Origin of the sequence: Agromyces excoecariae, from assembly GCF_051715505.1 — a bacterium.
Taxonomy (GTDB): Bacteria; Actinomycetota; Actinomycetes; order Actinomycetales; family Microbacteriaceae; genus Agromyces.
This window is the reverse complement of record NZ_JBPSLA010000009.1, coordinates 105,786-127,499: the sequence shown is the minus strand read 5'-3', so window position 1 is coordinate 127,499 and position 21,714 is coordinate 105,786. Positions and strand designations below refer to the sequence as shown.

Annotated in this window: 24 protein-coding genes, 1 rRNA gene and 1 riboswitch; of the genes, 18 read left to right on the top strand and 7 right to left on the bottom strand. The window is 73.3% G+C overall.

What is annotated here, in order from left to right:
* Positions 1 to 8: 8 nt before the first annotated feature.
* The 4 genes from rrf to pnuC all read left to right on the top strand — a co-directional run bounded on the left by rrf (position 9) and on the right by pnuC (position 3,294).
* Positions 9 to 125 (top strand): 5S ribosomal RNA (gene rrf / locus ACSJD1_RS10080).
* Positions 126 to 210: 85 nt separating this feature from the next.
* The gene (locus tag ACSJD1_RS10075) at positions 211 to 2,190 is read left to right on the top strand and encodes a thioredoxin domain-containing protein (RefSeq protein WP_438855173.1); all 1,980 of its coding nucleotides are present in this window, start codon (positions 211 to 213) and stop codon (positions 2,188 to 2,190) included.
* A 28-nt stretch (positions 2,191 to 2,218) separates the two neighbouring features.
* On the top strand, positions 2,219 to 2,623 hold the full coding sequence (locus tag ACSJD1_RS10070; RefSeq protein ID WP_438855172.1) for a DUF3054 domain-containing protein: 405 nt from the start codon (positions 2,219 to 2,221) through the stop codon (positions 2,621 to 2,623).
* Positions 2,620 to 3,294 (top strand): nicotinamide riboside transporter PnuC, encoded by a 675-nt coding sequence (gene pnuC / locus ACSJD1_RS10065; RefSeq protein WP_438855171.1) that lies wholly within the window; start codon positions 2,620 to 2,622, stop codon positions 3,292 to 3,294. Before ACSJD1_RS10070 ends, pnuC begins: the two co-directional genes overlap by 4 nt.
* 33 nt (positions 3,295 to 3,327) lie before the next feature.
* Here the strand turns inward: pnuC and ACSJD1_RS10060 are convergent, their stop codons facing one another.
* The gene (locus tag ACSJD1_RS10060) at positions 3,328 to 3,660 is read right to left on the bottom strand and encodes a hypothetical protein (RefSeq protein ID WP_438855170.1); all 333 of its coding nucleotides are present in this window, start codon (positions 3,658 to 3,660) and stop codon (positions 3,328 to 3,330) included.
* A 161-nt stretch (positions 3,661 to 3,821) separates the two neighbouring features.
* Between ACSJD1_RS10060 and ACSJD1_RS10055 the strand changes: the two genes are divergently transcribed.
* The 4 genes from ACSJD1_RS10055 to ACSJD1_RS10040 all read left to right on the top strand — a co-directional run bounded on the left by ACSJD1_RS10055 (position 3,822) and on the right by ACSJD1_RS10040 (position 8,463).
* Entirely contained in the window at positions 3,822 to 5,411 is a 1,590-nt protein-coding gene (locus ACSJD1_RS10055; RefSeq protein ID WP_438855169.1) for a DUF7059 domain-containing protein, read from the top strand.
* Between the two features lie 75 nt (positions 5,412 to 5,486).
* Entirely contained in the window at positions 5,487 to 6,443 is a 957-nt protein-coding gene (locus tag ACSJD1_RS10050; protein WP_438855168.1) for a DnaJ domain-containing protein, read from the top strand.
* A gap of 85 nt (positions 6,444 to 6,528) precedes the next feature.
* On the top strand, positions 6,529 to 7,812 hold the full coding sequence (locus ACSJD1_RS10045; protein WP_438855167.1) for a M18 family aminopeptidase: 1,284 nt from the start codon (positions 6,529 to 6,531) through the stop codon (positions 7,810 to 7,812).
* A gap of 141 nt (positions 7,813 to 7,953) precedes the next feature.
* Positions 7,954 to 8,463: a rhodanese-like domain-containing protein gene (locus tag ACSJD1_RS10040; RefSeq protein ID WP_438855166.1), complete on the top strand. Its 510-nt coding sequence runs from the start codon at positions 7,954 to 7,956 to the stop codon at positions 8,461 to 8,463.
* A gap of 75 nt (positions 8,464 to 8,538) precedes the next feature.
* On the opposite strand, the gene ACSJD1_RS10035 is transcribed toward ACSJD1_RS10040, so the two are convergent.
* Complete coding sequence (locus tag ACSJD1_RS10035; RefSeq protein WP_155051480.1) at positions 8,539 to 8,730, bottom strand: hypothetical protein; 192 nt, start codon at positions 8,728 to 8,730, stop codon at positions 8,539 to 8,541.
* A 64-nt stretch (positions 8,731 to 8,794) separates the two neighbouring features.
* Complete coding sequence (locus ACSJD1_RS10030; RefSeq protein ID WP_438855165.1) at positions 8,795 to 10,168, bottom strand: L-serine ammonia-lyase; 1,374 nt, start codon at positions 10,166 to 10,168, stop codon at positions 8,795 to 8,797.
* 280 nt (positions 10,169 to 10,448) lie between these two features.
* On the opposite strand from ACSJD1_RS10030, the gene ACSJD1_RS10025 reads away from it, so the two are divergent.
* The 3 genes from ACSJD1_RS10025 to ACSJD1_RS10015 all read left to right on the top strand — a co-directional run bounded on the left by ACSJD1_RS10025 (position 10,449) and on the right by ACSJD1_RS10015 (position 12,688).
* Positions 10,449 to 11,549 (top strand): ThuA domain-containing protein, encoded by a 1,101-nt coding sequence (locus ACSJD1_RS10025; RefSeq protein ID WP_438855164.1) that lies wholly within the window; start codon positions 10,449 to 10,451, stop codon positions 11,547 to 11,549.
* A gap of 108 nt (positions 11,550 to 11,657) precedes the next feature.
* Positions 11,658 to 12,254, top strand: coding sequence for a GNAT family N-acetyltransferase (locus ACSJD1_RS10020; protein WP_438855163.1), 597 nt, complete (start codon positions 11,658 to 11,660; stop codon positions 12,252 to 12,254).
* 44 nt (positions 12,255 to 12,298) lie between these two features.
* Positions 12,299 to 12,688, top strand: a complete 390-nt coding sequence (locus tag ACSJD1_RS10015; protein ID WP_438855162.1) for an MmcQ/YjbR family DNA-binding protein — start codon at positions 12,299 to 12,301, stop codon at positions 12,686 to 12,688.
* A 14-nt stretch (positions 12,689 to 12,702) separates the two neighbouring features.
* On the opposite strand, the gene ACSJD1_RS10010 is transcribed toward ACSJD1_RS10015, so the two are convergent.
* The 3 genes from ACSJD1_RS10010 to ACSJD1_RS10000 all read right to left on the bottom strand — a co-directional run bounded on the left by ACSJD1_RS10010 (position 12,703) and on the right by ACSJD1_RS10000 (position 15,305).
* Positions 12,703 to 13,347, bottom strand: a complete 645-nt coding sequence (locus ACSJD1_RS10010; RefSeq protein WP_438855161.1) for a CoA-binding protein — start codon at positions 13,345 to 13,347, stop codon at positions 12,703 to 12,705.
* Complete coding sequence (locus ACSJD1_RS10005; RefSeq protein WP_438855160.1) at positions 13,344 to 14,663, bottom strand: O-acetylhomoserine aminocarboxypropyltransferase/cysteine synthase family protein; 1,320 nt, start codon at positions 14,661 to 14,663, stop codon at positions 13,344 to 13,346. Before ACSJD1_RS10005 ends, ACSJD1_RS10010 begins: the two co-directional genes overlap by 4 nt.
* A gap of 78 nt (positions 14,664 to 14,741) precedes the next feature.
* A complete protein-coding gene (locus tag ACSJD1_RS10000; RefSeq protein WP_438855159.1) occupies positions 14,742 to 15,305 on the bottom strand; it encodes a cysteine hydrolase family protein in 564 nt (187 codons plus the stop codon).
* 97 nt (positions 15,306 to 15,402) lie between these two features.
* Between ACSJD1_RS10000 and ACSJD1_RS09995 the strand changes: the two genes are divergently transcribed.
* The 7 genes from ACSJD1_RS09995 (at position 15,403) to ACSJD1_RS09965 (ending at position 20,598) form a co-directional block, all read left to right on the top strand.
* Positions 15,403 to 15,693 (top strand): antibiotic biosynthesis monooxygenase family protein, encoded by a 291-nt coding sequence (locus tag ACSJD1_RS09995; protein ID WP_438855158.1) that lies wholly within the window; start codon positions 15,403 to 15,405, stop codon positions 15,691 to 15,693.
* Positions 15,690 to 16,865 carry an FAD-dependent oxidoreductase gene (locus tag ACSJD1_RS09990; protein ID WP_438855157.1) on the top strand — a complete coding sequence of 392 codons (1,176 nt, stop codon included), beginning with the start codon at positions 15,690 to 15,692 and terminating at the stop codon, positions 16,863 to 16,865. Before ACSJD1_RS09995 ends, ACSJD1_RS09990 begins: the two co-directional genes overlap by 4 nt.
* Positions 16,866 to 16,933: 68 nt before the next feature.
* Positions 16,934 to 17,000, top strand: a riboswitch (guanidine-III (ykkC-III) riboswitch).
* Between the two features lie 11 nt (positions 17,001 to 17,011).
* Positions 17,012 to 17,338 carry a DMT family transporter gene (locus ACSJD1_RS09985; RefSeq protein WP_438855156.1) on the top strand — a complete coding sequence of 109 codons (327 nt, stop codon included), beginning with the start codon at positions 17,012 to 17,014 and terminating at the stop codon, positions 17,336 to 17,338.
* A 554-nt stretch (positions 17,339 to 17,892) separates the two neighbouring features.
* Positions 17,893 to 18,324, top strand: coding sequence for a hypothetical protein (locus ACSJD1_RS09980; RefSeq protein WP_438855155.1), 432 nt, complete (start codon positions 17,893 to 17,895; stop codon positions 18,322 to 18,324).
* On the top strand, positions 18,318 to 18,548 hold the full coding sequence (locus ACSJD1_RS09975; protein WP_438855154.1) for a helix-turn-helix transcriptional regulator: 231 nt from the start codon (positions 18,318 to 18,320) through the stop codon (positions 18,546 to 18,548). The genes ACSJD1_RS09980 and ACSJD1_RS09975 overlap by 7 nt, the downstream gene beginning before the upstream one ends.
* Complete coding sequence (locus ACSJD1_RS09970; protein ID WP_438855180.1) at positions 18,548 to 19,546, top strand: NAD(P)-dependent alcohol dehydrogenase; 999 nt, start codon at positions 18,548 to 18,550, stop codon at positions 19,544 to 19,546. Before ACSJD1_RS09975 ends, ACSJD1_RS09970 begins: the two co-directional genes overlap by 1 nt.
* Entirely contained in the window at positions 19,543 to 20,598 is a 1,056-nt protein-coding gene (locus tag ACSJD1_RS09965; RefSeq protein WP_438855153.1) for an NAD(P)-dependent alcohol dehydrogenase, read from the top strand. The genes ACSJD1_RS09970 and ACSJD1_RS09965 overlap by 4 nt, the downstream gene beginning before the upstream one ends.
* A gap of 114 nt (positions 20,599 to 20,712) precedes the next feature.
* On the opposite strand, the gene ACSJD1_RS09960 is transcribed toward ACSJD1_RS09965, so the two are convergent.
* Positions 20,713 to 21,681: a YeiH family protein gene (locus ACSJD1_RS09960; RefSeq protein WP_438855179.1), complete on the bottom strand. Its 969-nt coding sequence runs from the start codon at positions 21,679 to 21,681 to the stop codon at positions 20,713 to 20,715.
* Positions 21,682 to 21,714 lie beyond the last annotated feature (33 nt).

Below are 21,714 nucleotides of genomic sequence, written 5' to 3'. Positions count from 1 at the left end.
CCTAGAGTTTCGGCGGCCATAGCGCGAGGGAAACGCCCGGACACATTCCGAACCCGGAAGCTAAGACTCGCAGCGCCGATGGTACTGCAGGGGCGACCCTGTGGGAGAGTAGGACACCGCCGGACATCCTTCACAGAAGAGCCGCCCAACGCCGGGCGGCTCTTCTGCATTTAACGCCAGCCCGCACGCGGGTGCGCCTACGCTGGGTCGATGGCGAATCGACTTGCCACCGCACTGAGTCCCTACCTCCGTGCGCACGCTGACAACCCCGTGGACTGGTACCCGTGGGGCGAGGAGGCCTTCGCGGAGGCCGTCCGCCGCGACGTCCCCATCATGGTTTCCATCGGCTACGCCACCTGCCACTGGTGCCATGTCATGGCGCGCGAGAGCTTCAGCGACCCCGGCATCGCCGAGGTCCTCGACCGCGGCTTCGTCGCCGTCAAGGTCGACCGCGAGGAGCATCCCGAGGTCGACGCGACCTACCTCGCCGCGGCATCCGCCTTCACCGGGCAATTGGGCTGGCCGCTGACCGTCTTCACACGACCCGACGGACGCGCGTTCTACGCGGGCACGTACTTCCCGCCGACCGCGCGGCAGGGCATCCCGTCGTTCCGTGAGGTGCTCGAGGCCGTCGCCGAGGCGTGGAGCGAGCGTCGCGACGACCTCGATCGCACCGCCGATGCCGTCGGCGACGCGATCGGCGCGGCATCCGTCGCCCCGACCGCCGGCGAGGTGCCCGGTCGGGCGGCGCTTGACGATGCGGTCCGCCTGCTCGCCGCCGACGAGGACTCGCTGCACGGCGGCTTCGGCACCGCGCCGAAGTTCCCGGTCGCACCCGTGCTCGGCTTCCTGGCCGCGGCCGGCCCGGACGGGCGAGACCTCGCGACGCGGACGATGCGGAAGGTGGGCGCGTCGCCGCTCCGCGACCCCGTCGAGGGCGGCTTCTTCCGCTACGCCACGCGTGCCGATTGGAGCGAGCCGCACTACGAGCGCATGCTCACCGACAACGCGCTGCTCCTCGAGGTCGTCGCCGAACTCGCGACGGGCGACGATCGGCCGCCGTTCCTCGACGCGATCGCGTCGGGCATCGTCTCCTTCCTCACCGAGCGGATGCAACTGCCCGAAGGCGGTTTCGCCGCGGCGCAGGATTCGGAGAGCACCATCGACGGCCGTCGCGACGAGGGGGGCTACTACCGGCGGGATGCCACCGGGCGCGCCGAACTCGAACCGCCCGCGCTCGACGCGAAGCTGCTCACCGGCTGGAACGGCCTCGCCATCGGCGCGCTCTCGCGCGCGGGGTCTGTCTTCGGCGACGACCGCGCCATCACCTCCGCGCGACGTGCGGCCGAACGCCTGCTCACCGGGCACGTGCGGCCCGACGGCACGCTCGTGCGCGCCTCGCTCGACGGGCGGGCGTCGGATGCACCGGCCACGCTCGAAGACGCCGGGATGCTGGCCGGCGGGCTCGTACGCCTGGCCGCGGCGACCGGCGAGGTGCACTACGCGGTCGCGGCGCGTGGACTCGTGGATGCCGCAGCGGACGCGGCTGCGGCGCGGCAGGCGGAATCAGCTCAGCCGGGCGGCCGGCGCAGCGGGTCGGACGAGGACGGCGCCGGCGACCGCGCCCGCCCGCCGTTCGCGGCCCCCGGTGGCGGCGACCCCGTGCTCGCGGCACGCGGGCTGGGTTTCGCGGACGACCCCGCCGAAGGGGCGGTGCCGTCGGGGCTCACCGCGTGCGCCGATGCCGCGTGGCGGCTCGCCGCGCTCGGTGCCGGCGAGCGGTACCGCGAACTCGCAGTGGAGGCCGCGCGCGTGGTCGCCGGCATCGCGGTGACGCGACCGATCGCGTTCGGCGGGGCGCTCGGCGTCATGGCGCGCCTCGCCGCGCCGCTCGTGCAGCTCGTCGTGGTGGTCCCCGACGGGGCAGCCGCCCGCGATGGGGCCGACGACGAGGATGCCGCCGAACGTGCCGAGCGGCTGGAGCTCATCGACGTCGCGCGTCGGCAGGAGACCTCCGTCACCGCGGTCGTGACGGAGTCGCAGGCGGCGGCCTTCGTCGATGCCGGGTTCGAGCTCTTCGACGGCAGAATCGCGCGGAGCGGCCGTGCGAGCGCCTACCGGTGCCGGTCGTTCGTGTGCGAACTGCCGGTGTCGAGCGCGGCGGAACTGCGCCGGCCGACCGGTCGGTAGCGTGCGCACGGCGACCTACGATGGACGTATGCCCGCCCCCGCATCCGATCCCCGCGCGACCGCGATCGTCGCCGGTGCGGTCGATGTCGTGCTGGTGACGGTGTTCGCGGGGATCGGTCGTGCAAGCCACGAAGAGCACATCGATGCGGCCGGTGTCTGGACGACGGCGTGGCCGTTCCTCGTCGGCCTGGCGATCGGATGGCTGGTCGCGCGCGCGTGGCGCCATCCGCTCGCCCTCTGGCCGACGGGTGTCGCCGCGTGGCTGTCGGCCGTCGTCGTCGGCATGCTGCTCCGGCTCGCGACCGGGGCCGGTGCGGCGTTCGCCTTCGTGGTCGTCGCATCGGCGACGCTCGCGCTGTTCCTGCTGGGCTGGCGCGCCGTTGGCGCGCTGATCCGCCGCGCGCGGCGCGGGACCGAGGCGGTCGCAGGGTGAACCCGATCGCGTGGCTGTTCGACGCGCAACTGGTGATCGGCGACCAGGTTATCCTCTGGCGCGAGATCGTCGGCAACGCGTTCGGCCTCGCGTCGGCACTCGGCGGGCTCCGCCGCAAGGTGTGGGCGTGGCCGGTCGGCATCATCGGCAACGCCCTGCTCTTCACGGTCTTCCTCGGGGCCGTGTTCGGCACGCCGAACCCGGTGAACCTCCTCGGCCAGGCGTCCCGCCAGGTCATGTTCATCATCGTGTCGATCTACGGATGGATCCAGTGGTCCCGCAACCGCCACGGCGACGCCTCGGCGCCGGCGGTGACCCCGCGCTGGGCGACGGGACGCGAACGTGTGCTCCTCGGGGTGCTCCTCGTCGGCGGGACCCTCGCACTGACCCCGATCTTCCGCGCGCTCGGCTCGTTCGAGCCGGTCTGGGCGGACGCCTGGATCTTCGTCGGGTCGCTGCTCGCGACCTGGGGCATGGCGCGCGGCTGGACCGAGTTCTGGCTGATCTGGGTCGCGGTCGACATCGTCGGCGTGCCGCTGCTCGTCAGCGCCGGCTACTACGCCTCAGCCGTGCTGTACCTGTTCTACGGCGTGTTCACGCTCGTCGGGTTCGTGACGTGGATGCGCGTGCAACGGCGAGCGGATGCCGCGAGCGAACCGGCGGCGAACTGACGTTCCGGAAGTCCACCACGGCCCGGGCGGCGGTCACCAGGCGGTCGGTACCCGGCCGAGCAGGCTCCACACGGCGGTGCTGAGCTCGGGGTGGTCGAGCGCGATGTCGCGGAGGATCTCGAACTCGAACCGTTCGACGGCGCCGCGTCGCGCGGTGGGGTGGTACGCCCGGGCGCGAGCGGGGCTCCAGCGCTCGGAGTGCAGGCGCTCCTCGCGGAGCGTCGCGACGACCTGTTCGTCGACCGACGGGAGTTCGGGCAGGAACGCCCACGGGTCCTCGCCGAGACGGCACCGCAGTTCGATGAGTGCGGCGAGTTCGTCTCGCGCGTCCTGGCGTAGGCGCTCGAGCGTGGTCGGTTCTGCCATGTGCGACCTCCCCTCGCTCGTCCGATCGTAACCGACGGTACTTGGCGCGTGTGTCGTACGGGTTACACGGGGCGGCTGCGCATGGACGCGCGGTGACGCGCGGATGTCGAACCGGCGACACGACTGGGGCGCGCCGGCGACGCGGCTGGTTGAATACCACCGTGAGCACACGCACCGAGCCGCAGGACGTGCCCGACCCGGAGGCGGTCGACGCGCTGGCGTCCGACCTCGGCGTCGCCGGGTACACGGTCGCTCGCATCGAGGCGCTGTGGGAGCGAGGCGCGGCCGCGACCTCCACCCATCCGGGTGCCGCACTCCGCCGCGGGCACCGGGTCCCGGCGCTGCAGGCGCTCGCGAACGTCGAGCCCGGCGAGCGCCCGCTGGCGACGCTCGTGCGGTGCTTCCTGCTCGGCGTCCCCGTGGCATCCGCCGACCTCGCCGCAGCCCTGCCGGGGTTCGGCCTCGAGCACGCGGCGGCGCACGGCCTGGTGCGCCTCGACGGCGACACCGCGGTGCCCCGCATGGACCTTCGACCGTACGCGTTCGCCGACACGGCCGGCGAGGGGGAGTGGTGGATCGCGTCCGACCCCGGCGAACTGGCCACGGGCGGTGCCCTGCCCGAGGAGTACGTGCTCGGGGTCGGCGGCGCCTCGATGACGCTCAGCGGCCTGCTCCTGCAGCGACCGACCGCCACCGCCTTCGACCTCGGTACTGGGTGCGGCATCCAGGCGATGCACGCGTCGCGATTCAGCGACCGCGTCATCGCGAGCGACATCTCGGGCCGGGCGCTGCGGTTCGCACGACTGAATGCGCGGCTCAACCGGATCGACGGCATCGAGTTCCGCCTGGGCAGCCTGTACGAGCCGCTCGGCGACGAGCGCGTCGACCGCATCGTCTCGAACCCGCCGTTCGTGATCACGCCGCGCCGCGACGGCGTTCCCGCCTACGACTACCGCGACGGCGGGATGGTGGGCGACGCCATCGTCGAGGCGGTCGTCCGCGGTGCCGCCGACCACCTCGCCGAAGACGGGATCGCGCAGCTGCTCGGCAACTGGGAGTACCGGCGCGACGGCGACGACCTCGCCGACGGACTCGAACGCGTCGCCGAGTGGGCGACCGATGCCGGCCTCGAGTACTGGGTCGTCGAGCGCGAGCGCCAGGACCCGAGCGAGTACGCCGAGACGTGGATCCGCGACGGCGGGACCAGGCCGGGCACGGCGGAGTTCGAGGCCCTGCACGGTGCGTGGCTCGAGGACTTCGCGGATCGCGGGGTCGAATCGGTGGGCTTCGGCTACGTGCTCCTCCGTCGCCCCGCCGAGGGGCGCGCGCCCGTGCTCGCACGGGCGGAGCGGCTGCACGGACCCCTGGGGGAGGCCGCGGGCGGAATCTCCGCGCACCTCGAGGCGAGCCTCGCGGCATCCGATCTCGTCGGCTCGCTCGACGACGACGCGCTCCGCGCCCTCCGCCTCGTGGTGGCGGGGGACGTGACCGAGGAACGCCATCACTGGCCGGGCGACGAGCAGCCGACCGTGATCCTGCTCCGGCAGGGCGGCGGATTCGGGCGGGTCGTCGACGCGGGAACCGGGCTCGCCGCACTCGTCGGCTCATCCGACGGCGAACTGCCGCTCGGCGTGCTCGTCGAGGCGATCGCCGACCTCATGGAGGTCGATCGCGCCGAGCTCTGGGACGAACTCGCACCGGCGGTGCGCGAGCTCGTCGCGGGCGGGATGCTTCGCCCCGTCGTCGACTGACGGGGCGCAGCCGGCCCGTCGACCGACGGGGCGCAGCCGGCGCACGGCGAGATCCCCGACGGCGACGGTATCCTCGTGGCTGCCACCGAAAGCGAGCCCATGCCCGACTCCCCACTGTCCGATTCGCCCTACGAGGTGCTCGGCGTCTCCTCCGATGCGGATGCCGCGGCGCTCCGCCTCGCCTACCGTCGAGCGCTCCGGCATGCGCACCCCGACACCGGCGGGGACGTCACGCGCTTCCACGCCGTCCAGCGGGCCTGGGAGCTGATCGGAACGCCCGAGGCTCGAGCGGCGTTCGACCGCGGGTCGGCCGGCGGCATGGTCGAACCCGAGCACGAGGCGTGGGCGCCGTCCGCACCACGGCCTCGACGGGATTCGCGGCCGATGGCGCGTGCCTACGGGCACCCCGGCGGCTGGACCCGCGAGCGCTACCTCGACCTCATCCGCGAATGGGCCGGCCGCGGCGTGACCCTCGACGACCCGTACGACCCGTCGCTCGTGCGGTCGGCGCCGCGCGACATCCGTCACGTGCTCGCCGACGCGCTCGCCGAGGAGGGCACGGCCCGCGCACTCGCGACGCTCGGCATCGCGTACACGGTCTGGCACGACATCGCGACGGATGCCGCGGGCCCGGGCTTCCCGCCGAAGCTCGACCACCTCGTGCTCGGCCCGACCGGGCTCATCGCCATCCAGTCGGAGGACTGGGGCGGGCCGGTCGCGTTCAAGCGGGGCGAGCTCGTCGGCGAGGCGCTCGCGGGCGAGCGGCCCATCCGGTTGCTCGCGGCGCGCGCGAAGGCCGTCACCCGTCCGGCGCGCGTGAAGCCGACCGCGCTCCTCGTGGTCGTGCCCGACGAGGACGCGAGCTCACCGCTCGAGGTGGGCGGGTCCGTGCGCGGCGCGGCGGCCGTGCTCGTGCGGCGGTCGCGGCTCGCGAGCGCGATCCGCGAGGGCATCCCCGGCTCGCCCGTGCTCGGCGGAGCGGACGTCATGGAGATCCGCGCGAGGCTGCAGGCGACGATCCGGTTCGCCTGACAGCGCCGGGCCGCGATCGGCGACGAGCGCGGCCGGACGCCGTCGGCGGTCCGGGGCATCCGCCGGGGTTTGCGAAGATGGTGGGATGGGCATTCCTGACGTCGATGCGTACATCGAGGACTTCACCGCGTTCGTGACGGCATCGCCGTCGTCGTACCACGCGGCCGAGGAGGCGGCCGGCCGCCTCGAGGCGGCCGGGTTCGAACGCCTCGACGAGCGCGACGCCTGGCCGACCGGTCCGGGCCGGCGTGTCGTCGTGCGCGACGGCGCCGTGGTCGCCTGGGTCCAGCCCGAGGGTGCGACGGCGACGACGCCGTTCCGGATCCTCGGTGCGCACACCGACTCGCCCTCGTTCAAGCTCAAGCCGAACCCGTCGAGCGCCGCCGCAGGGCTCTCGCAGGCGAACGTCGAGGTCTACGGAGGCCCGCTGCTGAACTCCTGGCTCGATCGGGAGCTGCGTCTCGCCGGCCGCCTCGCGACGCGCGACGGCGCGACGCACCTCGTGGCGACCGGCCCGCTCCTGCGGATCCCGCAGCTCGCCGTCCACCTCGACCGCGGGGTCAACAACGACGGGCTCACGCTCGACAAGCAGCGGCACGTGCAGCCGATCTGGGGCATCGAGACGATGGGCGAACCGGCCGACGTCGTCGCCCACCTCGCCGGGATCGCCGGCATCGATGCCGAGGAGGTCGTGGGCCACGACGTGCACGTGGTCGACGCCGCGGCGCCCGCCCGGTTCGGCCGGGGCGACGTCTTCCTCGCCTCGGGGCGGATGGACAACCTGACCTCGGTGCACGCCGGGCTCACCGCCATCCTCGACGTTCCCGCCGAGGGCGGACACATCAGCGTGCTCGCCGCGTTCGACCACGAGGAGCTGGGCTCCGAGTCGCGGTCGGGCGCGAGCGGGCCCTTCCTCGAGGACGTGCTCGCCCGGGTCGGCGCCGGGCTCGGCGCGGGCGTCGAGGATCGCCGCCGGGCGTTCGCCGCGTCGTGGCACGTCTCGAGCGACGCCGGCCACGCCGTGCATCCCAACTACCCCGAGCGGCACGACCCCGTGAACCGTCCCGTCCTCGGCGGTGGGCCGCTGCTGAAGCTCAACGCGAACCAGCGCTATGCGACGGATGCCGCGGGCGCGGCGCTCTGGGCCGGGGCGTGCCGCGCGGCCGGCGTGCCGACGCAGGAGTTCGTCTCGAACAACGCGATCCCCTGCGGCTCGACCATCGGGCCGCTCACGGCGACCCGCCTGGGCATCCGCACGGTCGACGTGGGCCCGCCGCTGCTGTCGATGCACTCGGCCCGAGAGCTCGCGCACGTCGAGGACCTCGCGGCGCTGGGCGCAGCGGTCGCAGCGTTCTTCCGCGGCGCCTGAGCCGGCGACATCCGGCGGTCGCGTTCGATCCGTCCTCCGGATCGGGTCGCTCCCCCTGCCGTCCCCGATCTGGCGGGAAGTCGCGCATGGCAGGCGGGATTCGCGCCCGCCCTCCGCCGGACCCGGTGCGAGCATCGGAGCATGACGAACGCGACCGCTCCCGTGCCCGCCGCTGCCGCGGCATCCGTCGACGGGCTCTTCGCCCACGTCGCCTCACCGGAGGAGGCCGTCCGGCACTTCCGTGCGCGGCTCGGCTTCGAGACCGACGTGTCCGACGTGGCGACCGCGCTCGCCGCGGAGGACCCCGGCTTCGTGCTCGTCGACACGCGCAGCGAGGCGGCGTGGTCGGCCGGTCGCATCCCCGGTGCCGTGCACCTGCCCGGGCGCCGTATCGCGGAGGTCGCACCGGCGCGGTTCGCCCCGGGCACGCCCGTCGTCGTCTACTGCTGGGGGCCGGGCTGCAACGGCGCCACGCGTGCGGCGCTCGCCTTCGCGAGCCTCGGGCATCCGGTGAAGGAGATGCTCGGCGGCTTCGAGTACTGGGTGCGCGAGGGGTTCGAGGTCGATCGCGACGGCGGTCGTGACCGGCGTGCGGTCGACACGCTGACCAACGTCGAGACCGGTGCGCCGGTCGTGGAGTGCGCCTGTTAGGGGGACACGGAGGCCCGGCCGTCGCGGTCGGAGTCGCGCCGCCGCGCGACGGCGGGTCGGCCGCCGCGCACCAGATCAGCGCAGTGGGCCTCGCCGCTGCTCGAGCCAGAGCGTGTGCTCGCGGAGGCCGTTGCGCACCGCCGCCTTGATGATCAGGTAGCCGATCCAGAGGCTCAGCGCGATGAGCGCGAGGTAGATGAGCGAGCCGATGATGAGGGCTGCGGCGCTCAGGCCGCCCAGCATGCCGGGGTCGATGTTCGGGTCCACCCGGATACCTTCCCAGAATCGCGGGTCGGCTCGGAAGCGACCCATCCGGGGGACACGGACCGCTTCAGCACTCGATGACGTTCACCGCGAGGCCGCCCTCGCTCGTCTCCTTGTACTTCGACATCATGTCGATCCCGGTCTGGCGCATGGTCTCGATGACGGTGTCGAGCGAGACGATGTGGGTGCCGTCGCCGTGCAGCGCGAGTCGCGCGGCCGAGACGGCGGTCGAGGCCGCGATCGCGTTGCGCTCGATGCACGGCACCTGGACGAGCCCGGCGACGGGGTCGCACGTGAGGCCGAGGTGGTGCTCCATCGCGATCTCCGCGGCGTTCTCGATCTGCTGCGGCGTTCCGCCGAGCACGGCGCAGAGGCCGCCCGCGGCCATGGCGCACGCCGAGCCGACCTCGGCCTGGCATCCGCCCTCGGCCCCCGAGATCGAGGCGTTCTTCTTCACGAGGCTCGCGATCGCCGACGCGGTCAGCAGGTAGCGCCGGATGCCCTCGCGGTCGGCGCCGGGCACGAAGCGCAGGTAGTAGTGGCCGACCGCGGGGATGATGCCCGCCGCGCCGTTCGTCGGCGCGGTCACGACACGGCCGCCCGAGGCGTTCTCCTCGTTCACCGCGAGCGCGAACGCGTGGAGCCACTCGGTCGAGGTGTCGCGCACGTGCTCGTCGCGGTCGTACTCCTCGAGCCGGCGGCGGACCTCGGGTGCCCGGCGCTTCACCTTGAGGCCGCCGGGCAGCGTGCCCTCGGTCGCGAGCCCGTGCTCGACGCACTCGGCCATCGCGTCCCAGATCGCGTCGAGTCCCGCGACGATGCCCTCCTCGCCGTGCACGGCGACCTCGTTGCGCCACGCGACGTCGCACAGGCTCACGCCGTGCTCCTCGCAGAGCGCGAGCAGCTCGGCGGCGGTCGAGTAGGGGAGCGGATGGCGCAGGGCCTCGGCCTGCTCGGGGGCGTCACCGTCGCGGCGGATGAAGCCGCCGCCCACCGAGTAGTACGTCTCCTCGGCGAGGGGCAGCGCGTCGTCGTCGCCCCACGCCTGCAGGGTGAGCGCGTTGGGGTGCCCGGGGAGCCGCGTTCGCGGCTCGAGGCTGACGTCGGCCTGGGACATCCGAACCGCGTGACGACCGGCGAGCAGGACCTCGGCGCCGTCGCCGAGCCGGGTCCATGCGCTGCGGACGTCGTCGGGATCGCAGTCGTGCGGTGCGAGCCCGCCGAGTCCGGCGACCACGGCATCGGGCGTGCCGTGCCCGAGCCCGGTCGCACCGAGCGAGCCGTAGAGGGAGCAGGTGATGCGGCGTACGCGGTCGAGGCGGCCGTCGTCGGCCAGTCCGTCGACGAACATCCGCGCGGCCCGCATGGGTCCGACCGTGTGCGAACTCGAGGGGCCGACGCCGATCGAGAACAGGTCGAGGGCTGAGACGAACGCTGTCACCCCTCAAGGCTACGTCGCAGCACGCGCAGGGATTCGCCGCCGCTTCGAAGGATCGTGCGCGTCTTCGTCGCGAGCTCGTCGGAATGCATCGTTTCGGCACCGCTGGACGCTTTTAACGGGGAAAGCACAAAAGATGGGGCGAAAAGTGGCAAGTATCGCCGCGGGGGATTGACAACCTCGAGCGCGGGCGAATAGTCTCGGACACGCAATATGTCGTCTGGAGCAACATATTCGACGCCGAGGCGGCGACGACCGGTCCACTCGAAGGGGAGAACGACCCATGAAGCATCCTGCCAAGCTCGCCGTCACGGGGCTCTGCGCCGCCGGCCTCACGCTCGGCCTCGGCATCGCCGCGGCACCCGCGCAGGCGGACGACCACTACGAGGTGCTCGTCGTCGGCGAGACCCTCGGCTTCCGCCACTCGCACATCGACGACACCACGAACGCGATCATCGCGCTCGGCGCGGAGCACGGCTTCGACGTCGACGTCTGGGACCCGCCGCAGGGCAGCTCGCCGGGCCAGCCCGCGCTGACGCTCCCGAGCTCGCCGTTCACGACCGCCGAGGACCTGTCGAAGTACGCGACGATCATCTTCGCCTCGCCCGTCGACGCGACGAACAACCTCGACCCGACCCGCCCGCGCCTGCTGAACGACACCGAGCTCGCCGCGTTCCAGGGCTACATCCGCGGCGGCGGCGGCTACGTCGGCCTGCACGCGGCGACCGACTCGATGCACACGGTGCCCTGGTACAGCGAGCTGACCGGCGGCAGCGCCCGCTTCCGCAACCACCCGGCGCAGCAGACCGCGACCATGCGCGTCGAGAGCCCGACGCATCCGTCGACCGAGATGCTGCCGGCCGAGTGGGTGCGCTTCGACGAGTGGTACAACTTCACGACCAACCCGCGCGAGGACGTGCACGTGCTGCTGACGCTCGACGAGTCGACGTACAACCCGGGCTCCGGCCGGATGGGCGAGGACCACCCCATCGCGTGGTGCCACAACTTCGAGGGCGGTCGATCCTGGTACGAGGGAGCGGGGCACGTGGATGCCGCGTGGTCCGATCCGCTCTTCCTCAGCCACATCCTCGGCGGCATCGAGTGGACTGCGGGCGTCGTCGAGGGCGGCGGCGACTGCGTGACGTTCCGCGAGGTCGGGGGTGTCCTCGACGGGCTCGCCGACGGATCGATGCGCGTCGCGATGCTCGGCAGCGGCGTCGGCGAGTACCTCGCCGAGGCGGAAGCCGCGGCGGATGCCGGCGACCACGAGACCGCGGTGGCGATCCTCCGCCAGGCGCAGGGCAAGGCCCACGGCCTGCAGGACGACGTGCTCGTCGCCAAGATCGGCGACCTCATCGAGTGGCAGGTCGGCCTCACGGGCTGACGCCCACCACGCATGCGACGGCCGGGGGTGGCATCGCCATCCTCGGCCGTCGCCATGCGCGGGCGCCGTTCGGCGGAGGCACAGCCACCGCCGCGTAGTCTGGGTCGGATGCCCGCCACCGAATCGATCCCGACGTTCCGCCCCGGCTCGCCCGCCGACGGGCTGGCGATCCGACGCATGCGCGACGACGAGGCTTCGCTCGTCGGTCGCCTGGTGCGCGACGCGTACGCCGGGGACTACGAGCTGACCGAGGCCTACCTCGACGAGATCGAGGCCGTAGGGGAGCGTGCGCGCGAGCACGAGGTGTGGGTCGCCGTCGACGCCGCCGGCGGCGAGCTGCTCGGCACCGTGACCGTCCCTCGCCCGGGGCGCCGCATGTCCGCCGTCGCGCGCCACGAGGACGAGCTCGACTTCCGCTTCCTCGGGGTCTCGGCTGCGGCACGCGGCCGCGGGGTCGGCGAGGCCGTGGTGCGGCACATCCTCGCCCTCGCCGCGAGCCGCGGCATCCGTCGCGTCGTGCTCAACACGGGCGAGCAGATGCGCCCCGCTCGCCGGCTCTACGAGCGGATGGGCTTCGAGCGGCTCGAGGATCGCGAATTCACGTTCGAGCGACCGGACGGCACGCCCGTGCACATCCTCGCGTACGGGATCGACGTCCCGGGTCCGAGCGGTGGCCCGGCGATCGCCACGGCCCCCGCGGCCTGACGGGTGCCGACCCGCCTGACGGTGGGTCGGCGTAGCGTCGAGGCGTGCCCACCCTCGACGACCTCCGCCGCGCCACGGCCGCGCTTCCCGGCAGCGAGGAGCGCGCGATGACGGGCGGCGCCGCGTGGTTCGTCCGGCGGAGGCTCTACGCGTGGGAGTGCCATCCCTGGCCCAGCATCCCCGACGACATGCGGGAGATCATCGCGGCCGAGCTCGTCGTCGGGGTGAAGGTCGCCGACCGCGTCGACGCTCTCGCCCTCGTCGAGATGGCGCCCGAGGTCTTCCTGCGGACGACGACGAGCTGGGGCGAGCCGAAGATCGCCTTCCGCATGGCCGCGATCGACCACGACCACCTGGTCGAGCTGGTCACGGAGGCATGGCGCGTGCAGGCACCGAAGTACCTGCGCGCCGAATTCGACGCCGCCGACGGCTGATGCCTGGGGTCGGCTCAGCGCCCGCCGCGGCGGCTCGTGATCTGGCCCGTGTCGAAGCCGAGCAGGTGCAGGCCGCCGTGGAAGCGCGCGTGCTCGACCTTGATGCAGCGGTCCATGACGACCGTGAGGCCCTGCTCCTCGCCGTAGTACGCGGCCTGCTCGTTCCAGATGCCGAGCTGCACCCAGATCGTCTTCGCCCCCGCGGCGACGACCTCGTCGACGACCGACGGGATGTCGCTGCCGCGCCGGAAGACGACGACGATGTCGGGCACCTCGGGCAGGTCGGTCAGGCTCGCGTACGCCGGCTGTCCGAGGATCTCGGTCTCGTTCGGGTTCACGAAGTACACGCGGTAGTCGCTCGACTGCTGCAGGTACGTGCCCACGAAGTAGCTCGAGCGCTGCGGCTTCGGCGAGGCGCCGACGATCGCGATCGATTTCGCCGCGTTCAGGATGCGGAGCCGCGCCCTGGCGTCGGGCCCGATCCAGGTGCGCTGCGACTTCAGAAGCTTCGCCAGCGGTGAGCTCGCCGGGAGCTCGCACGAGAGCCCGTTGACCAGGCGCACGGTCTCGACGTCGGATGCCGCGGCATCCGCCTCGGTCGCGGCTGCGGGCTCAGCCGCCTCGGCGACCTGCTCGCCGGTCTCGCTCGCGATGCTCATCGGGCGCCTCCCACGGCGGTCAGGACGCGGTCGCGCGTCGCGGCGGTCAGGGCCTGGTCGAGGTCGGCGATGATGTCCTCGACGTCCTCGATGCCGACCGAGAGGCGCACGACGCCGGGCAGCACGCCCGCGTCGACGAGCTGCTGGTCGGTGAGCTGCGCGTGCGTGGTCGACGCGGGGTGGATGATGAGCGTCTTCGCGTCGCCGATGTTCGCGAGGTGGCTGGCCAGGTCCACCGACTCGATCACCTTCTGGCCGACCTCGCGGCCGCCCTTCACCTCGAAGCTGAACACCGAGCCCGGGCCCTTCGGCAGGTACTTCGCGGCGCGCTCGAAGTGCGGGTGATCGGGCAGGCCCGCCCAGAAGACGCGCTCGATGCGCGGGTCGGCGTCGAGCCACTCGGCGACCGTGCGCGCGTTGTCGATGTGCGCCTGGATGCGGTACGGCAGTGTCTCGACCCCCTGCGCGAGCAGGAAGGCCGAGTGCGGCGCGAGCGCCGGGCCGATGTCGCGCAGCTGCTCGGCGCGGAGCCGGGTGAGGAAGGCGTACTCGCCGAAGTTGCCCGACCACTGCAGGCCGCCGTAGCTCGGCACCGGCTCGCCGAAGAGCGGGAACTTCTCTGAGTGCCAGTCGAAGCGCCCCGACTCGACGACCACGCCGCCGAGCGTCGTGCCGTGCCCGCCGAGGAACTTCGTCGCCGAGTGCGTCACGAGGTCGGCGCCCCACTCGATGGGGCGGTTGAGGTAGGGGGTCGCGATCGTCGAGTCGACGATCAGCGGGATCCCGTGGGCGTGCGCGACGTCGGCGAGCCCCTCGAGGTCCGCGATCTCCCCCGACGGGTTCGCGACGGTCTCGACGAAGATCGCCTTCGTGCGCTCGGTGATCGCGGCGGCGTAGTCGACCGGGTCGGAGGACCGGACGAACGTCGTCTCGATGCCGAAGCGGCGGAGCGTGACATCCAGCTGGGTGATCGAGCCGCCGTAGAGGTTGGCCGACGCGACGATGTGGTCGCCCGTGCCGGCGAGGCTCGCGAAGGTGATGTACTGCGCCGACAGTCCGCTCGCGGTCGCGACGGCGCCGAGGCCGCCCTCGAGGCTCGCCACGCGCTCCTCGAACGCCGCGACCGTGGGGTTCGCGAGCCGCGAGTAGATGTTGCCGTACTTCTGCAGCGCGAAGCGCGCAGCGGCATCCGCCGTGTCGTCGAAGACGAACGCGCTCGACTGGTAGATCGGGAGCGCGCGGGCGCCCGCCTCGGCGTCGGGGATGTTGCCCGCGTGGATGGCGCGGGTCTTGAAGCCGTATTCGCGGTCTGCCATGGGGACACGGTAGTCCGGTCGGCCGCGGCCTCCGCCCGCGCCCGTAACGCAGGGCAACGGATGCCGCGGCGCGACCGGCTATGCGTCGAGCACGTCGTCGGTGGCGACGACCCGCGCGAAGCCGCCGCCGTCGAGGTTCACGGCCGTCGCCCGTGCGAGCTCGGCGGCGGTGAGGCGGATGCCGCCTGGTCCGGCCAGCTCGAACGTGTGCGTCGCGTCGATCGGCAGCACGACGTCGTAGCCGAGGTTGCCCGCCATGCGGGCGGTGGTCTCGACGCACTGGTTGGTCTGGATGCCGCAGACCACGAGCTGGCGGATGCCGCGCTCGCCGAGCCACGCGTGCAGGTCGGGCTCGCCGTAGAACGCCGAGTTGACGTCCTTGGTGACGAACAGGTCGTGCGGGGCGTCGGCGACGACGGGCTTCAGGGCGTTGCCCGGGGTTCCGGCGGCGAGCGGGGAGCCGGGCTCGCGCGAGTCGTGGCGGACGAGCACGATCGGCCGCGAGGCATCCGCCCACGCACCGACGAGCCGCGCGATGTTCGCCTCGGCGTCGGGGTTGTCGCGCTCGCCCCAGTAGTCGGGGTCGTCGAAGCCCTGCTGCACGTCGATCACGATGAGGGCTGCGGTGTCGTCGAGGTCCATGCGTCCATGGTGCCGTCGCGGCCGTGCGCGAGCGCCGGCGCCGACTGCCGATCTTGCGCGAACGCCTGCCATGCTCGGCGCGGGTAGCGTGGGGCGGGTGATCCTCGAGCACGCGATCCTGCCCGTCGTCCCCGGCCGCGAGGCCGACTTCGAGGCGGCGTTCGCCGAGGCGCGCCCGATCATCTCGTCGATGCCCGGCTTCATCGACCTCACCCTCTCGCGCTCGGTCGAGACGCCGAACGAGTACCTCCTGCTCGTGCACTGGGAGCGCCTGGCGGACCACGACCCCGGGTTCCGCGGGTCGCCCGAGTACGCGCGCTGGCGGGAGCTGCTGCACGGGTTCTACCACCCGTTCCCCGCGGTCGAGCACTTCCGGGAGGTCCGATGACCGAGATCACGCACGTCGAGACGATCGTCGTCGGCGGCGGTGCCATGGGCGCGGCGACGGCCTGGCAGCTCGCGCGCCGCGGCCGTCAGGTCGCGCTCCTCGAACGATACGAGCCCGGTCACCGGAACGGCGCCTCGCACGGCGCCTCGCGCAACTTCAACGTGGGGTACGCCGACCCGGCCTACGTCGCGATGCTCGTCGAGGCCCTGCCGCTCTGGCGCGAGCTCGAGGCCGAGTCCGGCACGCCGCTCCTCGAGCTCGTCGGCGTCGCGAACCACGGGCCGGCCCCGCACTTCGACGCGGTGCACGCGGCGCTCACGGCCGCCGGGATCCCGGCGGAGTTCCTGCCGGTCGAGGAGGCGTCGCGTCGCTGGCCCGGCATCCGGTTCGACACCCGGGTGCTGTTCAACGAGCGGGCGGGGCGGGTGAACGCGGATGCCACGATCGCCGCGCTGCACGCGACCGCGGCCGCCGCCGGGGCCGACGTGCGGCACCGCACCCGCGCCACGCGCATCGAGCCGCTCGGCGATGATCGCGTGCGCGTGTCATCCGTCACCGACGATGGCGTCGAGGAGGAGTTCGAGGCCCGGTCTGCCGTCGTGACGCTCGGCGCCTGGACGACGAAGTTCATCGGCGGCCTCTCGCTGCCGCCGCTCGTCGTCACGCAGGAGGGCCCCGCGCACTTCGCGGTTCGCGACGAGTCGATGCCGTGGCCGAGCTACAACCACTTCCCGGGCGCGGCGGCCGACGGCTACGGCTACTGGCGCTCGCCCGTCTACGGCATGCTGACCCCCGGCGAGGGCGTGAAGGCCGGATGGCACGGGGTCGGCCCCGTCGTCGACCCCGACGAACGCGATTTCCTGCCAGTGCCCGACCAGCTCGGCGACCTGCAGCGCTATGCGCGCGACTGGCTGCCCGGCGTCGACGCCGACGCGGTGACGCCGATCAGCTGCACCTACACGACGACCCCCGACGAGCACTTCGTGCTCGACCGGATCGGGCCGATCGTCGTCGGGGCGGGCTTCTCGGGGCACGGGTTCAAGTTCACGCCCGTCGTCGGGCGGATCCTCGCCGACCTCGCCGACGGGTCGGGGGCCGCACCGTCGCGGTTCGCCGCCGATCGCGCCGTCGATGCGGGCGGGGGCTCGCCGACCGGGCTCGCCGGGAGCTGACCGTCGCGGGGCCGCGCGCGGCGGCGCCCCTGCACAGGCCCTGATCAGGGGGCGTTGGTAGCCTGCTCGCAGGTCGCTGTAGGGCGGCCCCGGACGAGGGAACCCAGTACCCGGAACGCGACAAGACTGGCCGAAGGAGTGCCGTCATGTCGTGGATCATCCTCATCGCCTCAGGTGTGCTCGAGGCCGTCTGGGCCACCGCCCTCGGAAAGTCCGAGGGGTTCACGAAGCTCTGGCCGTCGGTCGTGTTCGGCGTCGCCCTCGTGCTCTCGATGGGCGGGCTCGCCTGGGCCATGCGCGGCATCCCGGTCGGCACCGCGTACGCGGTGTGGGTGGGGATCGGCGCCGCCCTCACCGTGCTCTGGGCCATGGTCACGGGCGAGACGGAGGTCTCGTGGGCGCGACTGGCCCTCATCGCGGGCCTCGTCGGCTGCGTCGTCGGACTGAAGCTCGTCGGCGGCGCCGACCACTAGTCCAACGCCGGGGCGGCGTCCGTGCGGCCCGCGAGGCCCGGGGCCGGGCCCCGGCCGTCTCAGCTGATGCCGCAGCGCGGCCGGGTTGAATCGCCCCCGGCCGCCTGGTGCGCACGCCTCGGAGCCTCGCCGAGGCGCTCCGACCGCGCCCGGCTGCGCCGGCTCGCTGTGTCCGCCGCGGCCCGGCCGCGCCGCCGAGGGTATGCCGAACGTCGCCGTGCGCGCCCGGTGACCGTCATTCGCCATACCCTCGCTCCCGGACCGCATCGAGTGGATGCCATGTGCACCGATGCAGGCGACCAGCGGTGCGGATGGCATCCACTCGATGCGCGGCGGCGGCGGTTGCGGCGGCCGGGCCCACTGGGCGGCTGCGGCTGCGGCTGGGGCGTCGCCGAGTTCGTCTGCGTCGAATGGGCCGGGCATCGGCGGAGCGGCTCGCGTGCGAGCGCGCGCGAGCCGCGCCATCCGCTGTGTAAAGAATGCTTGACATGGTGTCGAGAATGGTTGACACTGACCATGTCAAACATTCTTCACATCGCAGGGAGTGGGAGCGGATGTCGTACGAGGAGAAGGGCACGTGGTCGTTCCTCGTGGTCACGATCGTGGTCTACGGGGTCTACCTGTGGCTCGTGCTCGCGCAGCTCGCCGCGGGCACGCCGGTCGACGAGGTCGACTACGCGATCCCCATGCTCTGGACCATCGGCGGCGCGATCGTCGCCGGCATCGTCGGGCGGATCCTGCTCGAGATCATCACGCCGAGCGAGAGCCACCGTGCCGACGTGCGCGACAAGCAGATCGATCGCGCCGGCGAGCAGGTCGGCAACTCGCTCATCGTGGCGGCCGGCGTGGGGGCGCTGATCCTCGCGATGCTGCAGGTGCACTGGTTCTGGATCGCGAACGCGATCTACCTCGGATTCGTGCTCGCCGGCATCCTGTCGAGCGTCGCGAAGCTCGTGATGTACCGCCGGGGGGTGCCCGCATGGTGAAGCCCACGCGGGTCACGAACGACATCCGATCGCTGCGCTTCCGCCACGGCGAGATGACGCAGGCCGAGCTCGCCGAGCGCCTCGGCGTCACCCGCCAGACCGTCATCGCCATCGAGCAGGGCCGCTACTCGCCCTCGCTCGAGATGGCCTTCCAGATCGCTCGGGTGTTCGGGGTGCCGCTCGACGAGGTCTTCCAGTACCCCCATGAGGAGGTGTCGGCGTGATGAGGATCGCCGCGTATCACCGCTACGGTGCCCCCGAGGTCGTCGGGGTCGAGGAGCGCGAGCGGCCGGAGCCCGGCCCGGGCGAGGTCCGAGTGCTCGTGCACGCCGCGTCGGTCGGGGCGGCGGATGCCGCGGGGCGGTCGGGTACGCCCTGGTTCGCGAGGCTCGCCTTCGGACTGCGGCGTCCGCGCAACCCCGTGCTCGGATCCGACTTCGCCGGCGTCGTCGACGCGGTCGGGCCCGGCGTCGCGCGCTTCGCCGTGGGCGACCGCGTGTTCGGCGCCACGGGCGTCGACGGCGGTGCGCATGCCGAGGCCGTGGTCGTCCGCGAGGACGGCGCCGTGGTGCCCCTGCCCGACGGCGTGTCGCTCGAGGCGGCGGTGGCCATCTGCGACGGGGCGATGACCGCACTGCCGTTCCTCCGCGACGGCGGCCGGGTCGGCGCGGGCAGCCGGGTGCTCGTCAACGGCGCATCGGGTGCGGTCGGCGCGGCAGGGGTGCAGCTCGCCGTCCACCTCGGCGCCGAGGTCACCGCGGTCTGCGGGCCCTCGCACGTCGGCCTCGTCGCGGGGCTGGGTGCGGCCAGGGTGATCGACTACACGCACGAGGACCCGATCCGGCCCGGCGCATCCGGCGCGCCCTTCGACGTGGTCTTCGACGCCGTCGGGAAGTCGACCTTCCGACGGGCCCGCGCCGTGCTCGCTCCCGGCGGTCGGTACCTGACGACCGTGCCGTCGTGGGCGATCATGGCCCAACGGCTGACGTCCCGACTCGGTCGTCGCCGAGCGGTGATCATGTTCACCGGACTGCGCTCGGTCGAGGCCAAGCGCCCCGACCTCGAGGAACTCGCGGCGCTCGCCGCATCCGGCGCGTTCGCGCCCGTCATCGAACGCGTCGTGCCGCTCGACGCGATCGCCGAGGCGCACCGTCTCGTCGACACCGGACACAAGGCCGGCACGGTGGTCGTCGCCCCCGTGCCCGAGTACCAGGGGGCATGATGCGCGCACTCGTCCAGAACGGCTACGGCGGCCCCGAGGTACTGGCCGTCACCGACGTCCCCGACCCGGGCCCGCCCGGCCCCGGTCGGGTCGCGATCGCGGTGCACGCCGCGGGCGTGCACGCCGGCGACGTGTGGATCATGCGCGGCGAGCCCCGCCTCATCCGTGCCGCGTTCGGCTGGAAGCATCCGAAGCAGCCGGTCGTCGGACGCGACATCGCCGGCACCGTCATCGCGGTCGGCGACGGCGTGACGACCCTCGGGGTCGGCGACCGCGTCTTCGCGGAGTCCGACCAGGCGGGCTTCGCCGAGACCGCCGTCGTCGATGCCCGCTTCGTGCGGCGTGCGCCCGCGAACCTCGACGACGTGCACGCGGCCGTCATCCCGGTCTCCGGGACGACCGCGCTGCAGGCGCTCCGGCTCGCTCGCGTCGGCCCAGGGGACCACGTGCTCGTCATCGGCGCGTCGGGAGGAGTCGGGACGTACGCGGTGCAGCTCGCGGTCGCGATGGGCGCGACCGTCGCGGGCGTGGCGAGCGGTGCCAAGGCCGACCACGTGCGCGCGGCCGGCGCGAGCCGCGTGATCGACCACCGCACCGAGGACCCCACTGCGGGCGATGCGAGGTACGACGTCGTCATCGACCTCGTCGCCGCGCAGTCGCTCGGCGCGCTCATGCGCACCCTCGCTCCTCGCGGCACGCTCGTGCTCTCGGCCGGCACGGGCTCGCGCACCTTCGGCCCGCTTCCGCGCATCATCGCCGCGACGCTCCGCTCCCCGTTCACCCGGCGCCGGCTGAAGCCGCTCGCGGCCCGCCGAAGCGGTGACGACCTCGACGCGCTCCGCGCGCACGCCGAGGCGGGGGAGCTGCGACCCGTCGTCGACGAGGTGTTCCCGTTCGACCGGGCGCCCGAGGCGGTCGCGCGGCTCGCGTCGGGCCGCGTCCGGGGCAAGGTGGCGATCCGCGTGCGCGGCGACGACGAGGCGGATGCCGCGGCTCGCGCGGCCGCGGACGCCGGCGCCGCCCGGAGCGGCGCACGTCCCGAGCGGACCTGACGCGCAGGGGATGGGCGGTGCGGCGGAGCCGCGGTCGCGCGAGACCGGCGCACCGCCGCACGGCCGCACGGCGCCCCGGGCCGCACGCGCGGTCATCGCCCGCGACGCGGCCGCTCAGCCGAGCAGCACCGCGCCGTACGCGAGCGCCGCGACGAGCACCCACGACGCCAGCCCGGTGACGAGCGCCCGCCATCCGGTGTGCAGCAGCGTCGCCACCCGGATCGACGCGCCGAGCGCGAACAGCGCCATCGCGAGGAGCGTCGTCTGCACGAGGTCGGCCGCCTCGAGGACCGCATCGGGCACGGGCAGGAACGTGCGCACGAGCACCGCGACGAGGAAGCCCACGATGAACAGGGGCACGATCGCGGGGCGCTCGCCTGCGGCATCCGTCGAACGCCGTCGCTCGACGCCCGCGGCGATCGCGACCATCGGGGCGAGCAGCAGCACGCGCGTGAGCTTCACGACCACCGCGACGGCGAGCGCCGACGCGCCCGCGATCTGCGCGGTCGCGACCACCTGGCCGACGTCGTGCACCCCCGCTCCGACCCAGTGACCGAACTGGGTGGCCGAGAGGCCGAGCGGATGCCACAGCGCCGGCAGCACGGCGATCGCGAGCGTGCCGCACAGCGTCACGAGCGCGACCGGGCGGGCCTGCTCGTCGTCGCGCGCCCGCACGGTGGCGGCCATCGCGCCGATCGCCGAGGCGCCGCAGATCGCGAAGCCGCTCGCGACGAGGAGCGGTTCGTGGCCGGGCAGGCGCATCGCCCGACCCAGCGCGAACGTGCCGAAGAAGGTGAGCACGACCACCGCGACGGTGGTCGCGATCGTGATCCAGCCGAGCCCCGCGATGTCGGCGAGGCTCAGCTTCAGGCCGAGCAGGACGATGCCGGTGCGGAGGAGCGCGCGCGCGGAGAAGCCGAGCCCGGGCCTCAGGGCGCCGTCCAGGGCCGGGCGCAACGGCGGGAGCTGCCCGGCGACGATGCCGGCGGCGACGGCGACCGTGAGGAGCGGCACGGTCGGGAACGCGAGGTGCACCAGCCAGGCGGCGGCGGCGGCGGCCGCCGCGACGGCGAGGCCCGGCATCCGCTCGCGCCACCCGGGCGCCGTGCGGCCGAC